Raw genomic sequence first — 17,026 nt, forward strand, 5'->3', positions numbered from 1 at the left:
GCCACACACCGGCCGGACTCTCCCCGTGATCCCAGTGGATCCCCCTCGGCGCAAGGCCGGCGGACCCCCGCCGACCGGCCGCCCCGACCGATCCCGCGTGAAGGACGAATGTGTCGACAGTGAGTGAACCCGTCAGCCTCTCAGCCCCCCGCGGGGCTGACGCGGGCCTGACCCCCAAGCAGCTTGCGGACAAGTACGGCCTGGCAGTCAGCGGCAGACGGCCCGGCCTGATCAGCTACACCAAGCAGCTGTGGGCCCGGCGCCACTTCATCTGGGCCTTCGCCACCGCCCGCCTGGTGGCGCAGTACACCGACGCCAAGCTCGGCCAACTGTGGCAGGTCGTGACGCCGCTGCTGAACTGCGCGGTGTTCTACCTGGTCTTCGGCGTGATCCTGAAGAGCAAGGACAACTTCCCGCCGGACACCTACATCGCCTGGCTCTGCATCGGCGTCTTCGTCTTCCAGTTCACCCAGAACGCGGTGCAGTCCGGCACCCGGGCGATCTCCGACAACCTCGGGCTGATCCGCGCGCTGCACTTCCCCCGCGCCTCGCTGCCGATCGCCTTCACGGTGATCCAGCTCCAGCAGCTGCTGATCTCGATGGTGGTGCTGGTCGGCACCGTGCTGATCAGCGGCATCACGCCGGGCCGCACCTGGCTGCTGATCATCCCGGCGCTCCTCCTGCAGATGATGTTCAACACCGGCATCGCCCTGGTCATGTCGCGGCTCGGCGCCAAGACCAGTGACATCTCGCAGCTGATCCCCTTCGTGATGCGGGCCTGGATGTTCCTGTCCGGCGTGATGTTCAGCATCCAGGACAAGATCAAGGAATGGCCGCACGCCATCCAGGTGCTGATGTCCGTCAACCCGGCGTCGGTCTACATGGACCTGCTCCGGCACGCGTTCGCGCCGATCATCTACAACAAGCACCAGCCCCAGCACCAGGATCTTCCGCACCACCAGTGGGCCTACGGCATCGGCTGGGCGGTCGTGATGTTCGTGATCGGATACGTCTTCTTCTGGAAGGCCGAGGAGGAGTACGGCCGTGGCTGACGTCGACCTGAGCAAGCTGGACACCATCCGGGACGCGGACATCGCCCGCGAGCCCACCGTCGTCGTCGACGACGTGCACATCGTCTACCGGGTGCACGGCGCCGGCTCCGGCAAGGGCAGTGCGACCTCGGCGATGAGCCGCATCATCAGCCGCAAGCGCTCCGCGGGCGTGCGCGAGGTGCACGCCGTGCGCGGCATCAGCTTCACCGCGTACAAGGGCGAGGCGGTCGGCCTGATCGGCTCGAACGGCTCCGGCAAGTCGACCATGCTGGCCGCCATCGCCGGCCTGCTGCCGACCGAGAAGGGCGGCATCTACACCAACGGCCAGCCCTCGCTGCTGGGCGTGAACGCGGCCCTGATGAACGAGCTCACCGGTGAGCGCAACGTCATCCTCGGCTGCCTGGCGATGGGCATGTCGCCGGCCGACGTGAAGAGCCGCTACCAGGACATCGTCGACTTCTCCGGTATCAACGAGAAGGGCGACTTCATCTCGCTGCCGATGCGCACGTACTCCTCCGGCATGGGCGCCCGCCTGCGCTTCGCCATCGCCGCCGCGAAGACCCACGACGTGCTGCTGATCGACGAGGCGCTGGCCACCGGCGACCAGGCGTTCCAGCAGCGCAGCAAGAAGCGGATCGAGGAGCTGCGCAAGTCCGCCGGTACGGTCTTCCTGGTCAGCCACGACAACAGCTCGATCCGCGAGGTCTGCGAGCGGACGATCTGGATCGAGCACGGCGAGCTGGTCATGGACGGCCCGACCGAGGAGGTCGTGAGCCGTTACGAGCGCGGCGAGCGCCCGTAACACCGTGGGGCGACCCATGGTGGTGGGTGCGTGAGCCACTCGTGCAGGGGGCCGGTTCCGGGGTTTTCCGGGGCCGGCCCCCTGCCGTGCGCCCCCGCCGGTACCCCGGGTGGCCCGCCGCCGCGGGGGTGAGCGCCCCGTGCGCCGGGCGGGGCGGTCTTCTCCGGCGCGGCCCGTGGTGTCAGGCTGTAGGCGCGGGGGCGGTGTGTCGGACGTGGCGCCCCTGCTCGGACGCGTGTCCGAGTCGGGCCGGTGATACCCAGCGGTGTAGAACGGGGGAGTGACAGCAGTGTCGGCTTCGGCCCAGCCCAGAGATACGTCGGTGAACCGCTCCGCGGGGGAGACCCTGGACAAGGCGGGCGCGGAGAACTTCCCGGTCGCCCCGTTCTTCCTGCCCGCCGCCTGGCGCGACGACCTGATGGCGGTCTACGGCTTCGCCCGCCTGGTCGACGACGCCGGCGACGGCGACCTGGCCGATCCGGCCGCCACCGCCGCCCTGCTCGGGGTCGACGCCAGGCCCCCCGCCACTCCTTCGGCCCAGCCCGGCCCGCCGACTCCGGCGGAGGTCGCCTTCCGCCTCGCGCTGCTGGACGGCCTGGAGCACGACCTCGACCGGGTGTTCGGGGCGGCGCTCCACCCGGGGGGCCCCGACGGCCCCCGGCACCCGCTGCTGCGCCGCCTCGTCCCGCTGGTCGACCGGCGCGGGCTCACCCCGGAGCCGTTCCGCCGCCTGATCGAGGCCAACCGGGTGGACCAGACCACCGCCCGCTACGCCGACTTCGACGACCTCATCGGCTACTGCACCCTCTCCGCCGACCCGGTCGGCCGCCTGGTGCTGGCCATCGCCGGCGTCTCCACCCCCGAGCGGATCGAGCTGTCCGACGCGATCTGCAGCGGCCTCCAGGTGGTCGAACACCTGCAGGACGTGGCCGAGGACCTGGCCCGCGGCCGGATCTATCTCCCGACCGAGGACCTCGTCCGGTTCGGCGTCACCGAGGCCGACCTCGCCGCCCCCACCGCCGACGGCCCGGTGCGCGAGCTGATCGCCTTCGAGGTGCGTCGGGCCCGCACCCTGCTCGACCGCGGCGCGCCATTGGTAGGTACGGTTCGGGGGAGGCTTCGACTGCTCCTGGCGGGATTCACCGCCGGCGGGTACGCGGCCCTGGCGGCCATCGAGGACGCCGGGTACGACGTACTCGCGCAGCAGGCGAAGCCGGACAAGCGCCGCCTCGCAGCGAAGGCGGCGGCCATCTTCGCGAAGGGAAGGTGAACGCCCGAGTGGCGGCATCACCACTGGCGTCGGCCCAGGTCATGGCGGCGTACCGGTACTGCGAGGCAGTCACCGGACTTCAGGCGCGCAACTTCAGCTATGGCATCCGGCTGCTTCCCGAACCCAAGCGGCTGGCCATGTCGGCCCTGTACGCCCTGGCCCGCCGGGTCGACGACATCGGCGACGGGGACCTCCCGTCCGACCGCAAGGCCGAGGCGCTGGTGCGCACCCGGGAACTGGTGGACGAGGTCCGCGCCGGGGCGGTCGCCGAGGACGACACCGACCCGATCAAGGTCGCGCTGGCCGACGCGGCCCGGCGCTTCCCGATCCCGCTCGGCGGCTTCGACGAACTGATCGACGGCGTCGAGATGGACCTCAAGGGTGCCGAGTACCAGACCTACGAGGAGCTGAAGGTCTACTGCCGCTGCGTGGCCGGCGCGATCGGCCGGCTCTCGCTCGGCGTGTACGGCTGCGAGGACCCCGAGCGCGGGGCAGAGTACGCGGACACCCTGGGCCTGGCCCTGCAGCTCACCAACATCCTGCGCGACCTGCGCGAGGACGCCCTGAACGGCCGCACCTACCTGCCCACCGAGGACCTGGCCCGATTCGGCTGCGAGCAGGGCTTCGCCCTGCCCAGGCCGCCGGTCGGCGCCGACTTCACCGGCCTGGTGGCCTTCGAGGCCGCCCGCGCCCAGGCCGCCTTCGAGGACGGCCTGCGGCTGCTGCCGATGCTCGACCGCCGCAGCCGGGCCTGCACCGCCGCGATGGCCGGGATCTACCACCGGCTGCTCGGCCGGATCGCCGCCGACCCCGAGTCGGTGCTGCGCGGCCGGGTCTCGCTGCCGGGCTGGGAGAAGGCGTACGTGGCGCTTTCCGGGCTCGCCGGGGGGCGTTCTTGATTCTCACCACAGTTCTGTCACGCTGTGTCAGCGGGGAATCACCTGCGGGTGGAGCAGTGTTGACCACGACTGTGCCGACCACGAGCGTGCCGACCACGAACGGGCCCGCCACAGGCGTGCCGGCCACAGCGACCGCCGCCGGGCGGTCCAGCAATCGCGAGGGGGAGGGTCGATGACCGGGCGAGCCGATGCCGCGCGCCCGGCCGCCGTCGTGGTCGGCGGTGGCCTGGCCGGGATCACCGCCGCGCTGCGGCTGGCCGAGGCCGGCCACCGGGTCACGCTGGCCGAGGGGCGGCCCCGGCTCGGCGGGCTGGCGTTCTCCTTCCAGCGCGGTGAGCTGACCGTCGACAACGGCCAGCACGTCTACCTGCGCTGCTGCACCGCCTACCGCGGCCTGCTGGAGCGGCTCGGCGCCACCCGGCTGGTCACCCTGCAGGACCGGCTGGACGTCCCGGTGCTCTCCGTCGCCGGGCCCGCGACGGCCCCGGTGCGCACCCTCGGCCGGCTGCGCCGGGCCGGCCTGCCCGTCCCGCTGCACCTGGCCGGCAGCCTCGCCCGCTACCCGCACCTCGGGCCGGCCGACCGCGCCCGGGTGGTCCGCGGCGCGCTCGCCCTGCAGGGTCTGGACCTCGCGGACCCGGCGCTGGACGAGATCTCCTTCGGCGAGTGGCTGCGCCGCAACGGGCAGAACGCGACCACCCTCGCCGCGCTCTGGGACCTGGTCGGCGTCGCGACCCTGAACGCCCGGGCCGACCAGGTGTCCCTGGCACTCGCCGCGATGGTGTTCAAGACCGGCCTGCTCTCCGACCCGGGCGCCTCCGACATCGGCATGGCCGCCGTCCCGCTCGGCACGATCCACCACGACCGGGCGCTCGCCGAGCTGGAACGCGCCGGCGTGAAGGTGCTGCTGCGCGCCCGCGTCGCGGAGCTCAAGCCCGCCGAGCCCCAGCACGCCGTCCGGCTGGAGGGCGCGGAGCCGATCGCCGCCGAGACCGTCGTCCTGGCCGGTGCCCAGGACAGCGCGGCCGCCCTGCTGCCCCCGAACGCGATCGCCGACCAGGAGCGGCTGGCCGACTTCGGCACCGCGCCGATCCTCAACGTGCACGTGGTCTACGACCGCAAGGTGCTGCGCCGACCGTTCTTCGCCGCCCTCGGCTCCCCGGTGCAGTGGGTCTTCGACCGCACCGCGCACTCCGGCCTGGCCGGCACCGAACTCGGCCGGGCCCACCCCGGCGCCCAGTACCTGGCGCTCTCGCAGTCCGCCGTCCAGGACGAGATCGACCTGCCGGTGGCCGAGCTGCGCCGCCGCTACCTGCCGGAGCTGGCCCGGCTGCTGCCGGCCGCGGCCGGCGCCGAGGTGCTGGACTTCTTCGTCACCCGCGAGCGCACCGCCACCTTCGACCCGGCGCCCGGCAGCGCGCAGCTGCGCCCGTCGGCCCGGACGAACGTCCCCGGCCTGGTGCTGGCCGGCGCGTGGACGGCCACCGGCTGGCCCGCGACCATGGAGGGGGCCGTGCGCAGCGGCCACGCCGCCGCCGACGAGGCACTCGCCGCGACCGGCACCCGGCTCCCGGTGGACCGGGGCGACGGGAGGTGGCCCCGGTGACGGCGGGCGCCGCCGTCGGGGACCCCGCCAGACCCGGCGGGCGCGCCGTCGGCCGAGCCGGTGTCACCGACTCCGGCCGCACCGACGCGGGCCCTACCGACGCCGGCCGCACCGACACCGGCGACACTGGCACCAGCCGCATCCACACCAGCCGCACCGACATCGCAAGCACCCGGCCGCCCCGGGCGGTCCGGCACCACGAGGGAGAGGGAACGCACGTGGAGTCACGCACCGGCATCGCCGTCGGAGGCACGGCACACGCCGAACCGGTCTCGGTGCCGGAGCTGCTCGCCCGCAGCCGCACGCTCTGCACCCCGCCGCTACGGGCCGCGGTCGCCCGTTTGGCCGCACCGATGGACACCGTCGCCGCCTACCACTTCGGCTGGATCGACCGGGACGGCACCCCGGTCAAGGGCGACGGCGGCAAGGCCGTGCGCCCTGCCCTGGCGCTGCTGTCCGCCCAGGCCGCCGGCGCCGCCGCAGAGGTCGGCGTGCCGGGCGGAGTCGCGGTTGAACTGGTGCACAACTTCTCCCTGCTCCATGATGATCTGATGGACGGTGACGAGACCCGGCGGCACCGGGCCACCGCCTGGACGGTCTTCGGGCCGGCCCAGGCGATCCTGGTCGGCGACGCCCTGGCGACGCTCGGCACGGAGGTGCTGCTCGACGCCGCGGTGACCGGCGGTACGAGCCCCACCGACGTCGTGCGTGCTGTCCGGCTGCTCACCACGGCAAGCCGCCGGCTGATCGACGGCCAGGCCATGGACGTCGCCTTCGAGCAGCGCGACAGCGTCACCGTCGCCGAGTGCCTGGAGATGGAGGGCGGCAAGACCGCGGCTCTGCTGGCCGCCGCCTCCGCGATCGGCGCCGTCCTGGCCGGGGCCGACGACAAGGTCTCCGAACCGCTCCAGCGCTACGGCCACCACCTGGGCCTGGCCTTCCAGGCGGTGGACGACCTGCTCGGCATCTGGGGCGCCACCGAGGTCACCGGCAAGCCGCACTGGGGGGACCTGCGCCAGCGCAAGAAGTCCCTGCCGGTCGCCGCCGCGCTGGCCGAGGGCGGGGCGGCCTCGCGCAGGCTCGCCGAGCAACTGGCCGACCCGAAGGGCCGCGGAGAGGAGGGCGAGCCCGAGCTCGCCGCCCGGGCCGCGCTGATCGAGGAGGCCGGCGGCCGCGCCTGGACCCAGGAGGAAGCCCGCCGCCAGCACACGACTGCCCTCGCCGCCCTGGACGAGGTGCCCATGTCCGACGAGGTGCGCGAGCACTTCGTCGCACTCGCCGAATTCGTGGTGGTACGAGAGAGGTGACGTTACGTTGACAGCAACCGCGGACGGCCGGCTCGACCCTGAGTACGATTCCGAGCCGGTCGCGGTGGGCGACCGCCCCCCGACCCTGCTGGGCGCCGGGCGGTGGCAGCCCGAGGACACCGACCGGCTCCGGCCGGCCGGTGAGGCGGATCTCGGACCGGCCGACGCGCGGGAGGCCCTGGCCCGCGCCACCACGCACCTGCTCTCGCTGCAGAGCTCCGAGGGCTGGTGGAAGGGCGACCTGGAGACCAACGTCACCATGGACGCCGAGGACTTACTGCTCCGGCAGTTCCTCGGGATCCGGACCGAGGAACAGACCAAGGCCACCGCCGAATGGATCCGGTCCCAGCAGCGGGAGGACGGAACCTGGGCCACCTTCCACGGCGGGCCGCCCGAACTGTCCACCACCGTCGAGGCGTACGTCGCCCTCAAGCTCGCCGGCGACGACCCCGACGCCCCGCACATGCTGGCCGCCGCGCGGTACGTCCGCTCCGCCGGGGGCATCGCGGCCGCCCGGGTCTTCACCCGGATCTGGCTCGCGCTCTTCGGCTGGTGGCCGTGGGGGCGGCTGCCCGAGATGCCGCCCGAGATCATCTTCCTGCCCAAGTGGCTGCCGCTGAACATCTACGCCTTCGGCTGCTGGGCCCGCCAGACCATCGTCCCGCTGACCGTCGTCTCGGCCCACCGCCCCGTCCGTCCGGCGCCCTTCCCGCTCACCGAGCTGCACACCGACCCGGACCACCCCTACCCCGACCGGCCGCTCGCCCCCGCCACCAGCTGGGACGGCCTCTTCGAGCGCCTCGACAAGGTCCTGCACGCCTACCACCGGCGCGCCGTGCGCCCGCTGCGCCGGCTCGCCGTCTCCCAGGCCTGCCGCTGGATCGTCGAACGGCAGGAGGCCGACGGCTGCTGGGGAGGCATCCAGCCGCCCGCCGTCTACTCGCTGATCGCCCTGCACCTGGAGGGCTACGAGCTGGAGCACCCGGTGATGCAGGCCGGGCTCTCCTCCTTCGACCGCTTCACCGTGCACACCGGGGACGGCCGGCGCTGGTTGGAGGCCTGCCAGTCCCCGGTCTGGGACACCTGCCTGGCCACCATCGCGCTGGTGGACGCCGGGCTGCCGGCCGACCACCCGGCGCTGGTCTCGGCCGTCGACTGGATGCTCGGCGAGGAGATCCGCAAGAGCGGCGACTGGTCCGTCCAGCGGCCCTCGCTGGCCCCCGGCGGCTGGGCCTTCGAGTTCGAGAACGACACCTACCCCGACATCGACGACACCGCCGAGGTGGTGCTCGCGCTGCGCCGGGTCGCCCACCCCGACCAGGCCAAGGTCGACGCGGCGATGGACCGCGGCGTGCTCTGGAACCTCGGCATGCAGTCCAAGAACGGCGCCTGGGGCGCCTTCGACGTCGACAACACCAGCACGCTGCCCAACAAGCTGCCGTTCTGCGACTTCGGCGAGGTGGTCGACCCGCCGTCCGCCGACGTCACCGCCCACGTGGTGGAGATGCTCGCCGAGACCGGCCGGGCCCGCGACCGGGGCACCCGGCGCGGCGTCGAGTGGCTGCTGCGCAACCAGGAGGCGGACGGCTCCTGGTTCGGCCGCTGGGGCACCAACTACATCTACGGCACCGGCTCGGTGCTGCCCGCCCTGGTCGCGGCGGGCGTGCCGGACGAGCACCCGGCGATCCGCCGCGCCGTCCGCTGGCTGGAGGACCGGCAGAACGCCGACGGCGGCTGGGGCGAGGACATGCGCTCCTACGACGACCCGGCACGCTGGGCCGGGCGCGGGGACTCCACCGCCTCGCAGACCGCCTGGGCGCTGATGGCGCTGCTCGCGGCCGGTGAGGGCCCGGACGGCCGGGCCAACCCGGCGGTGGAGCGCGGGGTGGACTGGCTGGTGCGCACCCAGCTGCCCGAGGGCACCTGGGACGAGCCGCAGTTCACCGGCACCGGGTTCCCGTGGGACTTCTCCATCAACTACCACCTGTACCGGCTGGTCTTCCCGGTCACCGCGCTCGGCCGCTACCTGCACGGCAGCCCCGCCGTCGGCCGGGAGAACGGCGAGACCCCGGCGATCGGGGCGGCGCGGTGACCACCGCCCCCCTCCTGGTGCTCTGCGCGCTGGGTCCCGAGGTCTGGGCGCTGCGCGGCGGCGACTGGCGCGGCTCGGCCGGCGGGCCGCCCGTGCTGGTGCGCACCGGCATGGGCCGACGGCGCGCCGCGCTGGCCGTCCGCCGGCTGCTCGGCTCCGCCCCGGGCGGCTACGGCGCGGTCGTGGTGGCCGGCTTCGGCGCCGCGGTCGGCCCGGGCGTGCTGCCGGGCGACGTCGTGGTCGCCGACGGCGTGCGCGACGCGGAGGGGCACCTGTACCCGGTCGACTCCGGCCCGGAGCTCGCCCGGGCCCTGAAGGAGCTCGGCCTGACCGCGCACGCCGGGGTGCACCACACCGCCGACCACGTGGTCCGCGGCCTCGAACGGCGGGCCCTGCACCTGCAGGGCGCGCTCGCCGTCGACATGGAGGCCGCCGCGGTGCTGGCCGCGCTGCGGGAGCGGCGGCCGACGCTGCCCGCCGCCGTCCTGCGGGTGGTGGTGGACACCCCCGAGCGCGAACTGCTGCGGCCCGGCACCCTCCCGGCCGGGGTGCGCGCCTGGCGGACCCTGCGGGCGACGGTACCCGCCCTGGTCGACTGGTACCGGCAGGAGTCCCGGCCCGGCTCCGCAGACCTGAACCACCCCACATCCTCGACGCTCCCTCAGGAGGCGAGCTAGCCATGGCCATGCCGTTGCGCCAGACCGTGCGGGTCGGCACCTACCTCATGCAGCAGAAGCTGCTCAAACGGCGGGACAAGTTCCCACTGATCGTCGAACTGGAGCCGCTGTTCGCCTGCAACCTCGCCTGCGAAGGCTGCGGCAAGATCCAGCACCCGGCGGGCGTCCTGAAGCAGCGGATGCCGGTGGCCCAGGCGGTCGGCGCGGTCCTGGAGTCGGGTGCCCCGATGGTCTCGATCGCCGGCGGCGAGCCGCTGATGCACCCGCAGATCGACGAGATCGTCCGCCAGCTCGTCGAGCGCCGCAAGTACGTCTTCCTCTGCACCAACGCGCTGCTGCTGCGCAAGAAGATCGACAAGTTCAAGCCCTCGCCGTACTTCACCTTCGCCGTGCACATCGACGGCATGCGCGAGCGGCACGACGAGTCGGTGGCCAAGGAGGGCACCTTCGACGAGGCGGTGGCGGCGATCAAGGAGGCCAAGCGGCGCGGCTTCCGGGTCACCACGAACAGCACCTTCTTCAACACCGACACCCCGCAGACCATCGTCGAGGTGCTGGACTTCCTCAACGACGAACTCAAGGTCGACGAGATGATGATCTCCCCGGCCTACGCCTACGAGAAGGCCCCCGACCAGGAGCACTTCCTCGGTGTCGACCAGACCCGGGAGCTCTTCCGCAAGGCCTTCGCCGGCGGCAACCGGAGCCGCTGGCGGCTCAACCACAGCCCGCTCTTCCTGGACTTCCTGGAGGGCAAGGCCGACTTCGAGTGCACCCCCTGGGGCATCCCCAACTACTCGCTGTTCGGCTGGCAGCGGCCCTGCTACCTGATGGCCGACGGCTACGTGCCCACCTACCGCGAACTCGTCGAGAAGACCGACTGGAGCAAGTACGGCCGCGGCAAGGACCCGCGCTGCGCCAACTGCATGGCGCACTGCGGCTACGAGCCGACCGCCGTACTCGCCACCATGGGCTCGCTCAAGGAGTCGCTGCGCGCGATCACCGAGACCGTCGGCGCCAACCGCGGCCGCTGAGCGAGTCGTTCGACCGCTCCCGAGGACACCCGGCCCGGCCCGGGCCCCGCGCCCGGGCCGGCCCCGCCCCCGCCGGGCGGCGGCACCACCGCACCACTTCGAGTCGTGAGGTGTACCCATGTCACTGCTCTCCAGCGTCACGTCCCCGGCCGAGCTGCGAAAGCTCCCGGCCGCCGAACTCCCGCTGCTCGCCGAGGAGATCCGCGAGTTCCTGATCGGCGCCGTCACCCGCACCGGCGGACACCTCGGGCCCAACCTTGGCGTGGTGGAGCTGACCATCGCCCGGCACCGGGTCTTCGACTCCCCGTACGACCGGATCGTCTTCGACACCGGCCACCAGAGCTACGTCCACAAGCTGCTCACCGGCCGCCAGGACTTCTCCCGGCTGCGGATGAAGGGCGGGCTCTCCGGCTACCCCTCGCGCGCGGAGTCCGAACACGACGTGGTCGAGAACTCGCACGCCTCCACCGCCCTGTCCTACGCCGACGGGCTCGCCAAGGCCGCCCAACTGCTCGGCCAGCACGACCGGCGGACCGTCGCGGTGATCGGCGACGGCGCGCTCACCGGCGGGCTCGCCTGGGAGGCGCTCAACAACATCGCCGAGGCCCGCGACCGGCCGCTGGTCATCGTCGTCAACGACAACGAGCGCTCCTACGCCAAGACCATCGGCGGCCTCGCCAACCACCTGGCCACCCTGCGCACCACCCAGGGCTACGAGCGCTTCCTCGCCCTCGGCAAGGGCGCGCTGCAGCGCACCCCGCTGGTCGGCCAGCCGATCTTCGACGCGCTGCACGGCGCCAAGAAGGGCTTCAAGGACGCCTTCGCGCCGCAGGGCATGTTCGAGGACCTCGGGCTGAAGTACCTCGGGCCGATCGACGGCCACGACATCGGCGCCGTCGAGCAGGCGCTGCGCCAGGCGCGCAACTTCGGCGGCCCCGTCATCGTGCACTGCCTCACCGTCAAGGGGCGCGGCTACCGGCCCGCCGAACAGGACGAGGCCGACCGCTTCCACGCCGTCAACCCGATCGACCCGTACACCTGCCTGCCGATCACACCCAGCGGCGGGGTCTCCTGGACCTCGGTGTTCGGCGACGAGCTGGTCGCGCTCGGCGACGAGCGGCCGGACCTGGTGGCGATCACCGCGGCGATGCTGCAACCGGTCGGACTGGCCCGCTTCGCCAAGGTTTTCCCGGACCGCATCTTCGACGTCGGCATCGCCGAGCAGCACGCCGTCACCTCCGCGGCCGGCCTGGCCACCGGCGGTCTGCACCCGGTCGTCGCGGTCTACGCGACCTTCCTGAACCGGGCCTTCGACCAGGTCCTGATGGATGTCGCCCTGCACCGGCTCGGCGTCACCTTCGTCCTCGACCGCTCCGGGGTCACCGGGCCGGACGGCGCCTCGCACAACGGCATGTGGGACATGTCGATCCTGCAGGTCGTCCCGGGCCTGCGGCTGGCCGCCCCGCGCGACGCCGACCAGCTGCGGGCCCAGCTGCGCGAGGCCGTCGAGGTCGACGACGCCCCCACCGTGATCCGCTTCCCCAAGGCGAACATCGGTCCGACGGTGCCGGCCGTCGAGCGGATCGGCGGGGTGGACGTCCTGCTGCGCACCGGGCGGGCGCCGGAGATCCTCCTGGTGGCGGTCGGCACCACCGCCGCCGCCTGCCTGGACGCCGCCCGGCTGCTGCTCGCCGAGGGCTTCACCGCGACCGTGGTCGACCCGCGCTGGGTCAAGCCGGTCGACCCGGCCCTGCCGGAACTGGCCGCCTCCCACCGGCTGGTCGTCACCGTCGAGGACAACGGCCGCACCGGCGGCGTCGGCGCCGCCATCGCCCAGGCGCTGCGTGACGCCGACGTGGACGTGCCGGTGCGGGTGCTCGGCCTGCCGCAGGAGTTCCTCGGCCACGCCGCGCGCGGGGAGATCCTGGAGGAGACCGGCCTGACCGGCACCGGGGTCGCCGCCCAGACCGCCGTCTTCGCCAAGAACCTGCTACCGACCCGAGGAGCGAACCAGCGCCATGCCGGCTGACCCCGACCGTACCGCCGCCCGTTTCGACCTCGCCGCGCTGATCGCCGAACGCGGCGCCGAGCGGTACGAGCTGCACGGCCGCCACCTCAACCCGCAGCTGCCGCGGATGCTGCACACCATCGGCTTCGACAAGTACTACGAGCGCGCCAAGGGCCAGTACTTCTACGACGCCGAGGGCAACGAGTACCTCGACATGCTGGCCGGCTTCGGCATCTTCGCGCTCGGCCGCCACCACCCGGTCGTGCGGTCGGCGATCCAGCAGGTGATGGACCTCGACCTGCCGGACCTGGTCCGCTTCGACTGCTCGCCGCTGCCCGGGCTGCTCGCCGAGCGGCTGCTCGCGTACGCGCCCGGGCTGGACCGGGTGTTCTTCGGCAACAGCGGCACCGAGGCGGTGGAGACCGCGCTCAAGTTCGCCCGGTACGCCACCGGCCGCCGGCGGATCCTCTACGCCGACCACGCCTTCCACGGGCTGACCACCGGCTCGCTCTCGGTCAACGGGGAGAGCGGCTTCCGCAAGGGCTTCGACCCGCTGCTGCCGGACACCGCCATCCCGCTCGGCGACCTCGGCGCGCTGGCCAAGGAGTTGAAGCGCGGCGACGTCGCGGCCCTGATCGTCGAGCCGATCCAGGGCAAGGGCGTCCAGGCGCCGCCGTCCGGCTGGCTGCGCGCGGCGCAGGTCCTGCTGCACGAGCACAAGGCGCTGCTGATCTGCGACGAGGTGCAGACCGGGATCGGGCGCACCGGCGAGTTCTTCGCCTACCAGCACGAGGACGGGGTGCTGCCCGACCTGGTCTGCGCGGCCAAGGCCCTCTCCGGCGGGTACGTGCCGGTCGGGGCGACGCTCGGCAAGGGCTGGATCTTCGAGAAGGTGTACTCCTCGATGGACCGGGTGCTGGTGCACTCGGCCAGCTTCGGCGCCAACGCCCAGGCGATGGCGGCCGGACTGGCGACCCTGGAGGTGATGCGCGACGAGAAGGTGGTGGAGAACGCGCGCCAGGTCGGCGACCACTTCCGTGAGCGGCTCGCCGCGCTGGTCGACCGGTACGAGTTGCTCGCCGAGGTGCGCGGCCGGGGGCTGATGATCGGCATCGAGTTCGGCCGGCCCAAGTCGCTCAAGCTGCGCACCGGGTGGACGGCCCTGCAGGCCGCGCGCAAGGGGCTGTTCGCCCAGATGGTGGTCGTCCCGCTGCTCCAGCGGCACCGGATCCTGACCCAGGTGTCCGGCGACCACCTGGAGGTGATCAAGCTGATCCCGCCGCTGATCATCACGGAGCGCGACGTGGACCGCTTCATCGAGGCCTTCACCGACATCATGGACGACGCGCACCGGGGGAGCGGGCTGATGTGGGACTTCGGGCGGACGCTGGTGAAGCAGGCGGTCGGCAGCCGCTGAGTGTCGGTGCCGAACCCCGGCTGACCGGGTGGTCGGGAGGGCCGGCGGCGCGGTGCGGGAGCGTCGGCGGCGTGCTGTCGGAGTACTGCCGGAGTGGGGAGTCGGTCCGGCCGACTTCCCACTCCGTGGGAGACACCGCGTCAGAGCTCGGTCCGGCGGCGCCGGATGACCACGACGAGGTCGACGGCGGCGAACAGGGTGAGCAGACCGCAGGCGACGGCGAAGCCGGTGAGGGTCCCCCGGCTGGGGGCGCCGTACGCGGGGGAGGCGGCCGCCCAGATCGCGAAGCCCGCCGTCGCGAGCGCGAACAGCGGTGTGAAGGTGAGCGAGAGCAGGAAGCGGAGCTTGAGATCGCTGCGGGCGGTGGACGGCTCGGTGCCGCTGCGCCACCGCCGCCGCGGGGTGGTGGCGCGCATGGCCGTTCACCTCCGTGCCGCGCGGGTGGGGGCTACGATTCCAGCGTACGTCCGAGGGAGCGGGTGGGGGAGAGGCGCGATGACGGGGTCGGACGCGGCGGCGGACGCAGAGGGCTATGCGGGGCTGCGGATCGAGCGGGCCCGGGAGCTGGCCCGGCGGCACGGTTGGGCGTTCGTCCGGGTGCTGGAGCCGGGGGCGATGATGACCATGGACCACCGGGAGGGCCGGCTCAACCTCGCGGTGCGCGACGGTGTGGTCGAGCGCAGCTGGGAGGGGTAGCGCCCGCCCGGTGGCCGCGGCGGGCGGGCTCAGTGGACCCGTCGTCGGACCAGCCGCTGTTCGGCGGCGACGACCAGCGGTTCCAGCAGGGGCAGCGAGAGCAGCACCAGCAGCCCGGCGGCCCAGCCGGCCAGCACGTCGGTCACCCAGTGGGTGCCCAGGTAGACGGTGGTCAGGCCGATCGAGCAGGCGGTGGCGGCGGCGATTACCGCGCCGGTGCGCCGCCAGCGGACCGCGAGGTAGGCGAGCAGGCCCCAGGTGACGACCGCGTTGGCGGTGTGGCCGGACGGGAAGATGGTGCCGCCGGAGAAGAGCTCGGGGGAGCCGACGTACTGGGCGTAGTGCGGGCCGAGCCGACCGGTGACGATCTTGACCGCGCCGACCGTGACGTTGAGCAGCAGCAGGGCGACGGCCATCACCAGCAGCGGGCGCAGCCGCCCCAGCCGGTGGGCGCGCCAGCCGAGCCAGACGAAGGCGGCGATGGCGGAGGGGCCGCGCTGCCCGGCGACCACCCAGGTGTCGAGCAGCGGCTCCAGGCGGGGCCAGCGTTCGTAGGGGCGGAGCAGGCGGACCGACCAGTCCAGGTCGACCAGGGCGGTGTTGAGCAGGACACCGGCCACGACCAGCAGGTAGGCGACGCAGGTCACGGTGAGCAGGGCGGCCTGCCGGCGGCTCATCGGCGGCCAGCCGGGCTCACGGCGGTGGTCCTGCGTGGGGCGGTGGTCCTGCGTGGGGCTCGGGCGCTCGCGGTGGGTGGTGGTGAGCGGCTCCGGCCCCTGGTTCGGAAAGGGCGCGGGGGTACTCGGGGCTTGCACGGGGGTGACCTTACCCACCCGACCGGGGCTATTTCGGAGGGAATTGTCATTTTCCCGGGAAATCGACAATTGGTGGGACGTGGTCCGGCCGGGGGAGTGATTTCCGGGATTCTCTGATCGAATGCCAGTGTGGTGTTCGAATGATTCTGCAAAAGTGCCGGTAAAGAAAACGGGGCGGGAGGCCGGCTCGGCCGGCTTCCCACCCCGTGGTAACCCTGTGTAGGTTCGGTGCTCAGTCGAGGGGGCCGCCCGCGACGTAGATCACCTGTCCGGAGACGAACCCGGCGCCCTCGCTCGCCAGGAACGAGATGGTGTGGGCGACATCCTCGGGCAGACCGACCCGCTGGACCGGGATCTGTGAGGCCGCAGCCCGCTTGAAGTCTTCGAAGTCCATGCCGACCCGGGCCGCGGTGGCCGCGGTCATGTCGGTGGCGATGAAGCCGGGGGCGACGGCGTTGGCGGTGATGCCGAACTTGCCCAGCTCGATGGCCAAAGTCTTGGTGAAGCCCTGCAGCCCGGCCTTGGCGGCCGAGTAGTTGGCCTGGCCGCGGTTGCCCTGGGCGGACGAGGAGGACAGGTTGACGATGCGGCCGAAACCGGCGTCCACCATGTGCTTCTGCACCGCGCGGGTCATCAGGAAGGCCCCGCGCAGGTGCACGTTCATGACCGTGTCCCAGTCGGACTCGGACATCTTGAAGAGCAGGTTGTCGCGCAGGACGCCCGCGTTGTTGACCAGGACGACCGGGGTGCCGAGCTCGGTGGCCACGCGGTCGACGGCGGCCTGGACCTGGTCGGCGTCCGAGACGTCGGCGCCCACGGCCAGGGCCCGGCCGCCGGCCGCGGTGATCCGGTCGACGGTGTCCTTCCCGGCGGCCTCGTCCAGGTCGAGGACGGCCACGGCGTAGCCGTCGGCGGCCAGTCGCACGGCGGTGGCGGCGCCCAGACCGCGCGCGGCGCCGGTGACGACGGCGACCCGGGTGGCGGTGCTCTGCTCGGTCATGCTCGCTCTCGTCTCTCTCGGGGTTGTCTCCGCGGGGAGCGCCCCGGGGAGGGTGGCCACACCCTACCCGCGAGTAGGTGGGCCGACCAGGGTCGGAGCGCGGCGGGTGACGGTCGGTAAGGACCGACCGGTCGGCTTTCTGCTGAGAACGGGTTACCGTGAAGGCGTGGCGGGCGCGTAAATATGCCAATGTTGCCGAACCTGCGTCTACTATCCGCCCCTGCCTGCCAGCAAGGGCCCGCCGTTTGTATAGTGTCCGCCAGCAGCCACCGGCTGCACGGCTGGAGCGCCCTCCCTCATAGCTGGACGCCCACTCGCCGTTACTGCCCCACCCGGGTGTCCCACACACACCGG

Annotated in this window: 15 protein-coding genes; 12 read left to right on the forward strand and 3 right to left on the reverse strand. The window is 72.8% G+C overall.

What is annotated here, in order from left to right; all coding sequences use genetic code 11:
• Positions 1-110: 110 nt before the first annotated feature.
• The 11 genes from ACIOJE_RS10620 to ACIOJE_RS10670 all read left to right on the forward strand — a co-directional run bounded on the left by ACIOJE_RS10620 (position 111) and on the right by ACIOJE_RS10670 (position 14,161).
• The gene (locus tag ACIOJE_RS10620) at positions 111-1,052 is read left to right on the forward strand and encodes an ABC transporter permease (protein ID WP_280679619.1); all 942 of its coding nucleotides are present in this window, start codon (positions 111-113) and stop codon (positions 1,050-1,052) included.
• On the forward strand, positions 1,045-1,854 hold the full coding sequence (locus ACIOJE_RS10625; RefSeq protein ID WP_280679621.1) for an ABC transporter ATP-binding protein: 810 nt from the start codon (positions 1,045-1,047) through the stop codon (positions 1,852-1,854). The genes ACIOJE_RS10620 and ACIOJE_RS10625 overlap by 8 nt, the downstream gene beginning before the upstream one ends.
• A gap of 289 nt (positions 1,855-2,143) precedes the next feature.
• Positions 2,144-3,124, forward strand: coding sequence for a squalene synthase HpnC (gene hpnC / locus ACIOJE_RS10630; RefSeq protein ID WP_400775135.1), 981 nt, complete (start codon positions 2,144-2,146; stop codon positions 3,122-3,124).
• Positions 3,125-3,165: 41 nt separating this feature from the next.
• Positions 3,166-4,023, forward strand: coding sequence for a presqualene diphosphate synthase HpnD (gene hpnD / locus ACIOJE_RS10635; RefSeq protein ID WP_400775138.1), 858 nt, complete (start codon positions 3,166-3,168; stop codon positions 4,021-4,023).
• Between the two features lie 172 nt (positions 4,024-4,195).
• Entirely contained in the window at positions 4,196-5,629 is a 1,434-nt protein-coding gene (gene hpnE / locus ACIOJE_RS10640) for a hydroxysqualene dehydroxylase HpnE (protein ID WP_400775026.1), read from the forward strand.
• 218 nt (positions 5,630-5,847) lie between these two features.
• Positions 5,848-6,936: a polyprenyl synthetase family protein gene (locus ACIOJE_RS10645; RefSeq protein WP_400775139.1), complete on the forward strand. Its 1,089-nt coding sequence runs from the start codon at positions 5,848-5,850 to the stop codon at positions 6,934-6,936.
• A 7-nt stretch (positions 6,937-6,943) separates the two neighbouring features.
• A complete protein-coding gene (shc, locus tag ACIOJE_RS10650) occupies positions 6,944-9,028 on the forward strand; it encodes a squalene--hopene cyclase (protein ID WP_400775028.1) in 2,085 nt (694 codons plus the stop codon).
• Positions 9,025-9,705 (forward strand): 1-hydroxy-2-methyl-2-butenyl 4-diphosphate reductase, encoded by a 681-nt coding sequence (locus tag ACIOJE_RS10655; protein WP_400775030.1) that lies wholly within the window; start codon positions 9,025-9,027, stop codon positions 9,703-9,705. Before shc ends, ACIOJE_RS10655 begins: the two co-directional genes overlap by 4 nt.
• 2 nt (positions 9,706-9,707) lie before the next feature.
• Complete coding sequence (gene hpnH, locus ACIOJE_RS10660; protein ID WP_280679636.1) at positions 9,708-10,736, forward strand: adenosyl-hopene transferase HpnH; 1,029 nt, start codon at positions 9,708-9,710, stop codon at positions 10,734-10,736.
• A 118-nt stretch (positions 10,737-10,854) separates the two neighbouring features.
• Positions 10,855-12,765: a 1-deoxy-D-xylulose-5-phosphate synthase gene (gene dxs, locus ACIOJE_RS10665; RefSeq protein ID WP_400775032.1), complete on the forward strand. Its 1,911-nt coding sequence runs from the start codon at positions 10,855-10,857 to the stop codon at positions 12,763-12,765.
• Positions 12,755-14,161: an aspartate aminotransferase family protein gene (locus ACIOJE_RS10670; RefSeq protein WP_400775034.1), complete on the forward strand. Its 1,407-nt coding sequence runs from the start codon at positions 12,755-12,757 to the stop codon at positions 14,159-14,161. The genes dxs and ACIOJE_RS10670 overlap by 11 nt, the downstream gene beginning before the upstream one ends.
• 140 nt (positions 14,162-14,301) lie before the next feature.
• Here ACIOJE_RS10670 and ACIOJE_RS10675 read toward each other — a convergent pair whose 3' ends face one another.
• A complete protein-coding gene (locus tag ACIOJE_RS10675) occupies positions 14,302-14,577 on the reverse strand; it encodes a DUF6343 family protein (protein WP_280679642.1) in 276 nt (91 codons plus the stop codon).
• A 79-nt stretch (positions 14,578-14,656) separates the two neighbouring features.
• On the opposite strand from ACIOJE_RS10675, the gene ACIOJE_RS10680 reads away from it, so the two are divergent.
• The gene (locus ACIOJE_RS10680) at positions 14,657-14,857 is read left to right on the forward strand and encodes an I78 family peptidase inhibitor (protein ID WP_280679644.1); all 201 of its coding nucleotides are present in this window, start codon (positions 14,657-14,659) and stop codon (positions 14,855-14,857) included.
• A gap of 29 nt (positions 14,858-14,886) precedes the next feature.
• Here the strand turns inward: ACIOJE_RS10680 and ACIOJE_RS10685 are convergent, their stop codons facing one another.
• Entirely contained in the window at positions 14,887-15,672 is a 786-nt protein-coding gene (locus ACIOJE_RS10685) for a phosphatase PAP2 family protein (protein WP_400775037.1), read from the reverse strand.
• 232 nt (positions 15,673-15,904) lie between these two features.
• Positions 15,905-16,672 (reverse strand): 3-oxoacyl-ACP reductase FabG, encoded by a 768-nt coding sequence (fabG, locus tag ACIOJE_RS10690; protein WP_280679646.1) that lies wholly within the window; start codon positions 16,670-16,672, stop codon positions 15,905-15,907.
• Between the last annotated feature and the right edge of the window lie 354 nt (positions 16,673-17,026).

Origin of the sequence: Kitasatospora sp. NPDC087861 (assembly GCF_044742585.1) — a bacterium.
GTDB lineage: Bacteria > Actinomycetota > Actinomycetes > Streptomycetales > Streptomycetaceae > Kitasatospora.

Bases quoted from the DNA above. Each gene is read 5' to 3' on its own strand.
- hpnE (WP_400775026.1), top strand. From the start codon at position 4,196: ATGACCGGGCGAGCCGATGCCGCGCGCCCGGCCGCCGTCGTGGTCGGC.
- ACIOJE_RS10680 (WP_280679644.1), top strand. From the start codon at position 14,657: ATGACGGGGTCGGACGCGGCGGCGGACGCAGAGGGCTATGCGGGGCTG.
- hpnH (WP_280679636.1), top strand. From the start codon at position 9,708: ATGGCCATGCCGTTGCGCCAGACCGTGCGGGTCGGCACCTACCTCATG.
- hpnD (WP_400775138.1), top strand. From the start codon at position 3,166: ATGGCGGCGTACCGGTACTGCGAGGCAGTCACCGGACTTCAGGCGCGC.
- fabG (WP_280679646.1), bottom strand. From the start codon at position 16,672: ATGACCGAGCAGAGCACCGCCACCCGGGTCGCCGTCGTCACCGGCGCC.
- ACIOJE_RS10670 (WP_400775034.1), top strand. From the start codon at position 12,755: ATGCCGGCTGACCCCGACCGTACCGCCGCCCGTTTCGACCTCGCCGCG.
- ACIOJE_RS10675 (WP_280679642.1), bottom strand. From the start codon at position 14,577: ATGCGCGCCACCACCCCGCGGCGGCGGTGGCGCAGCGGCACCGAGCCG.
- dxs (WP_400775032.1), top strand. From the start codon at position 10,855: ATGTCACTGCTCTCCAGCGTCACGTCCCCGGCCGAGCTGCGAAAGCTC.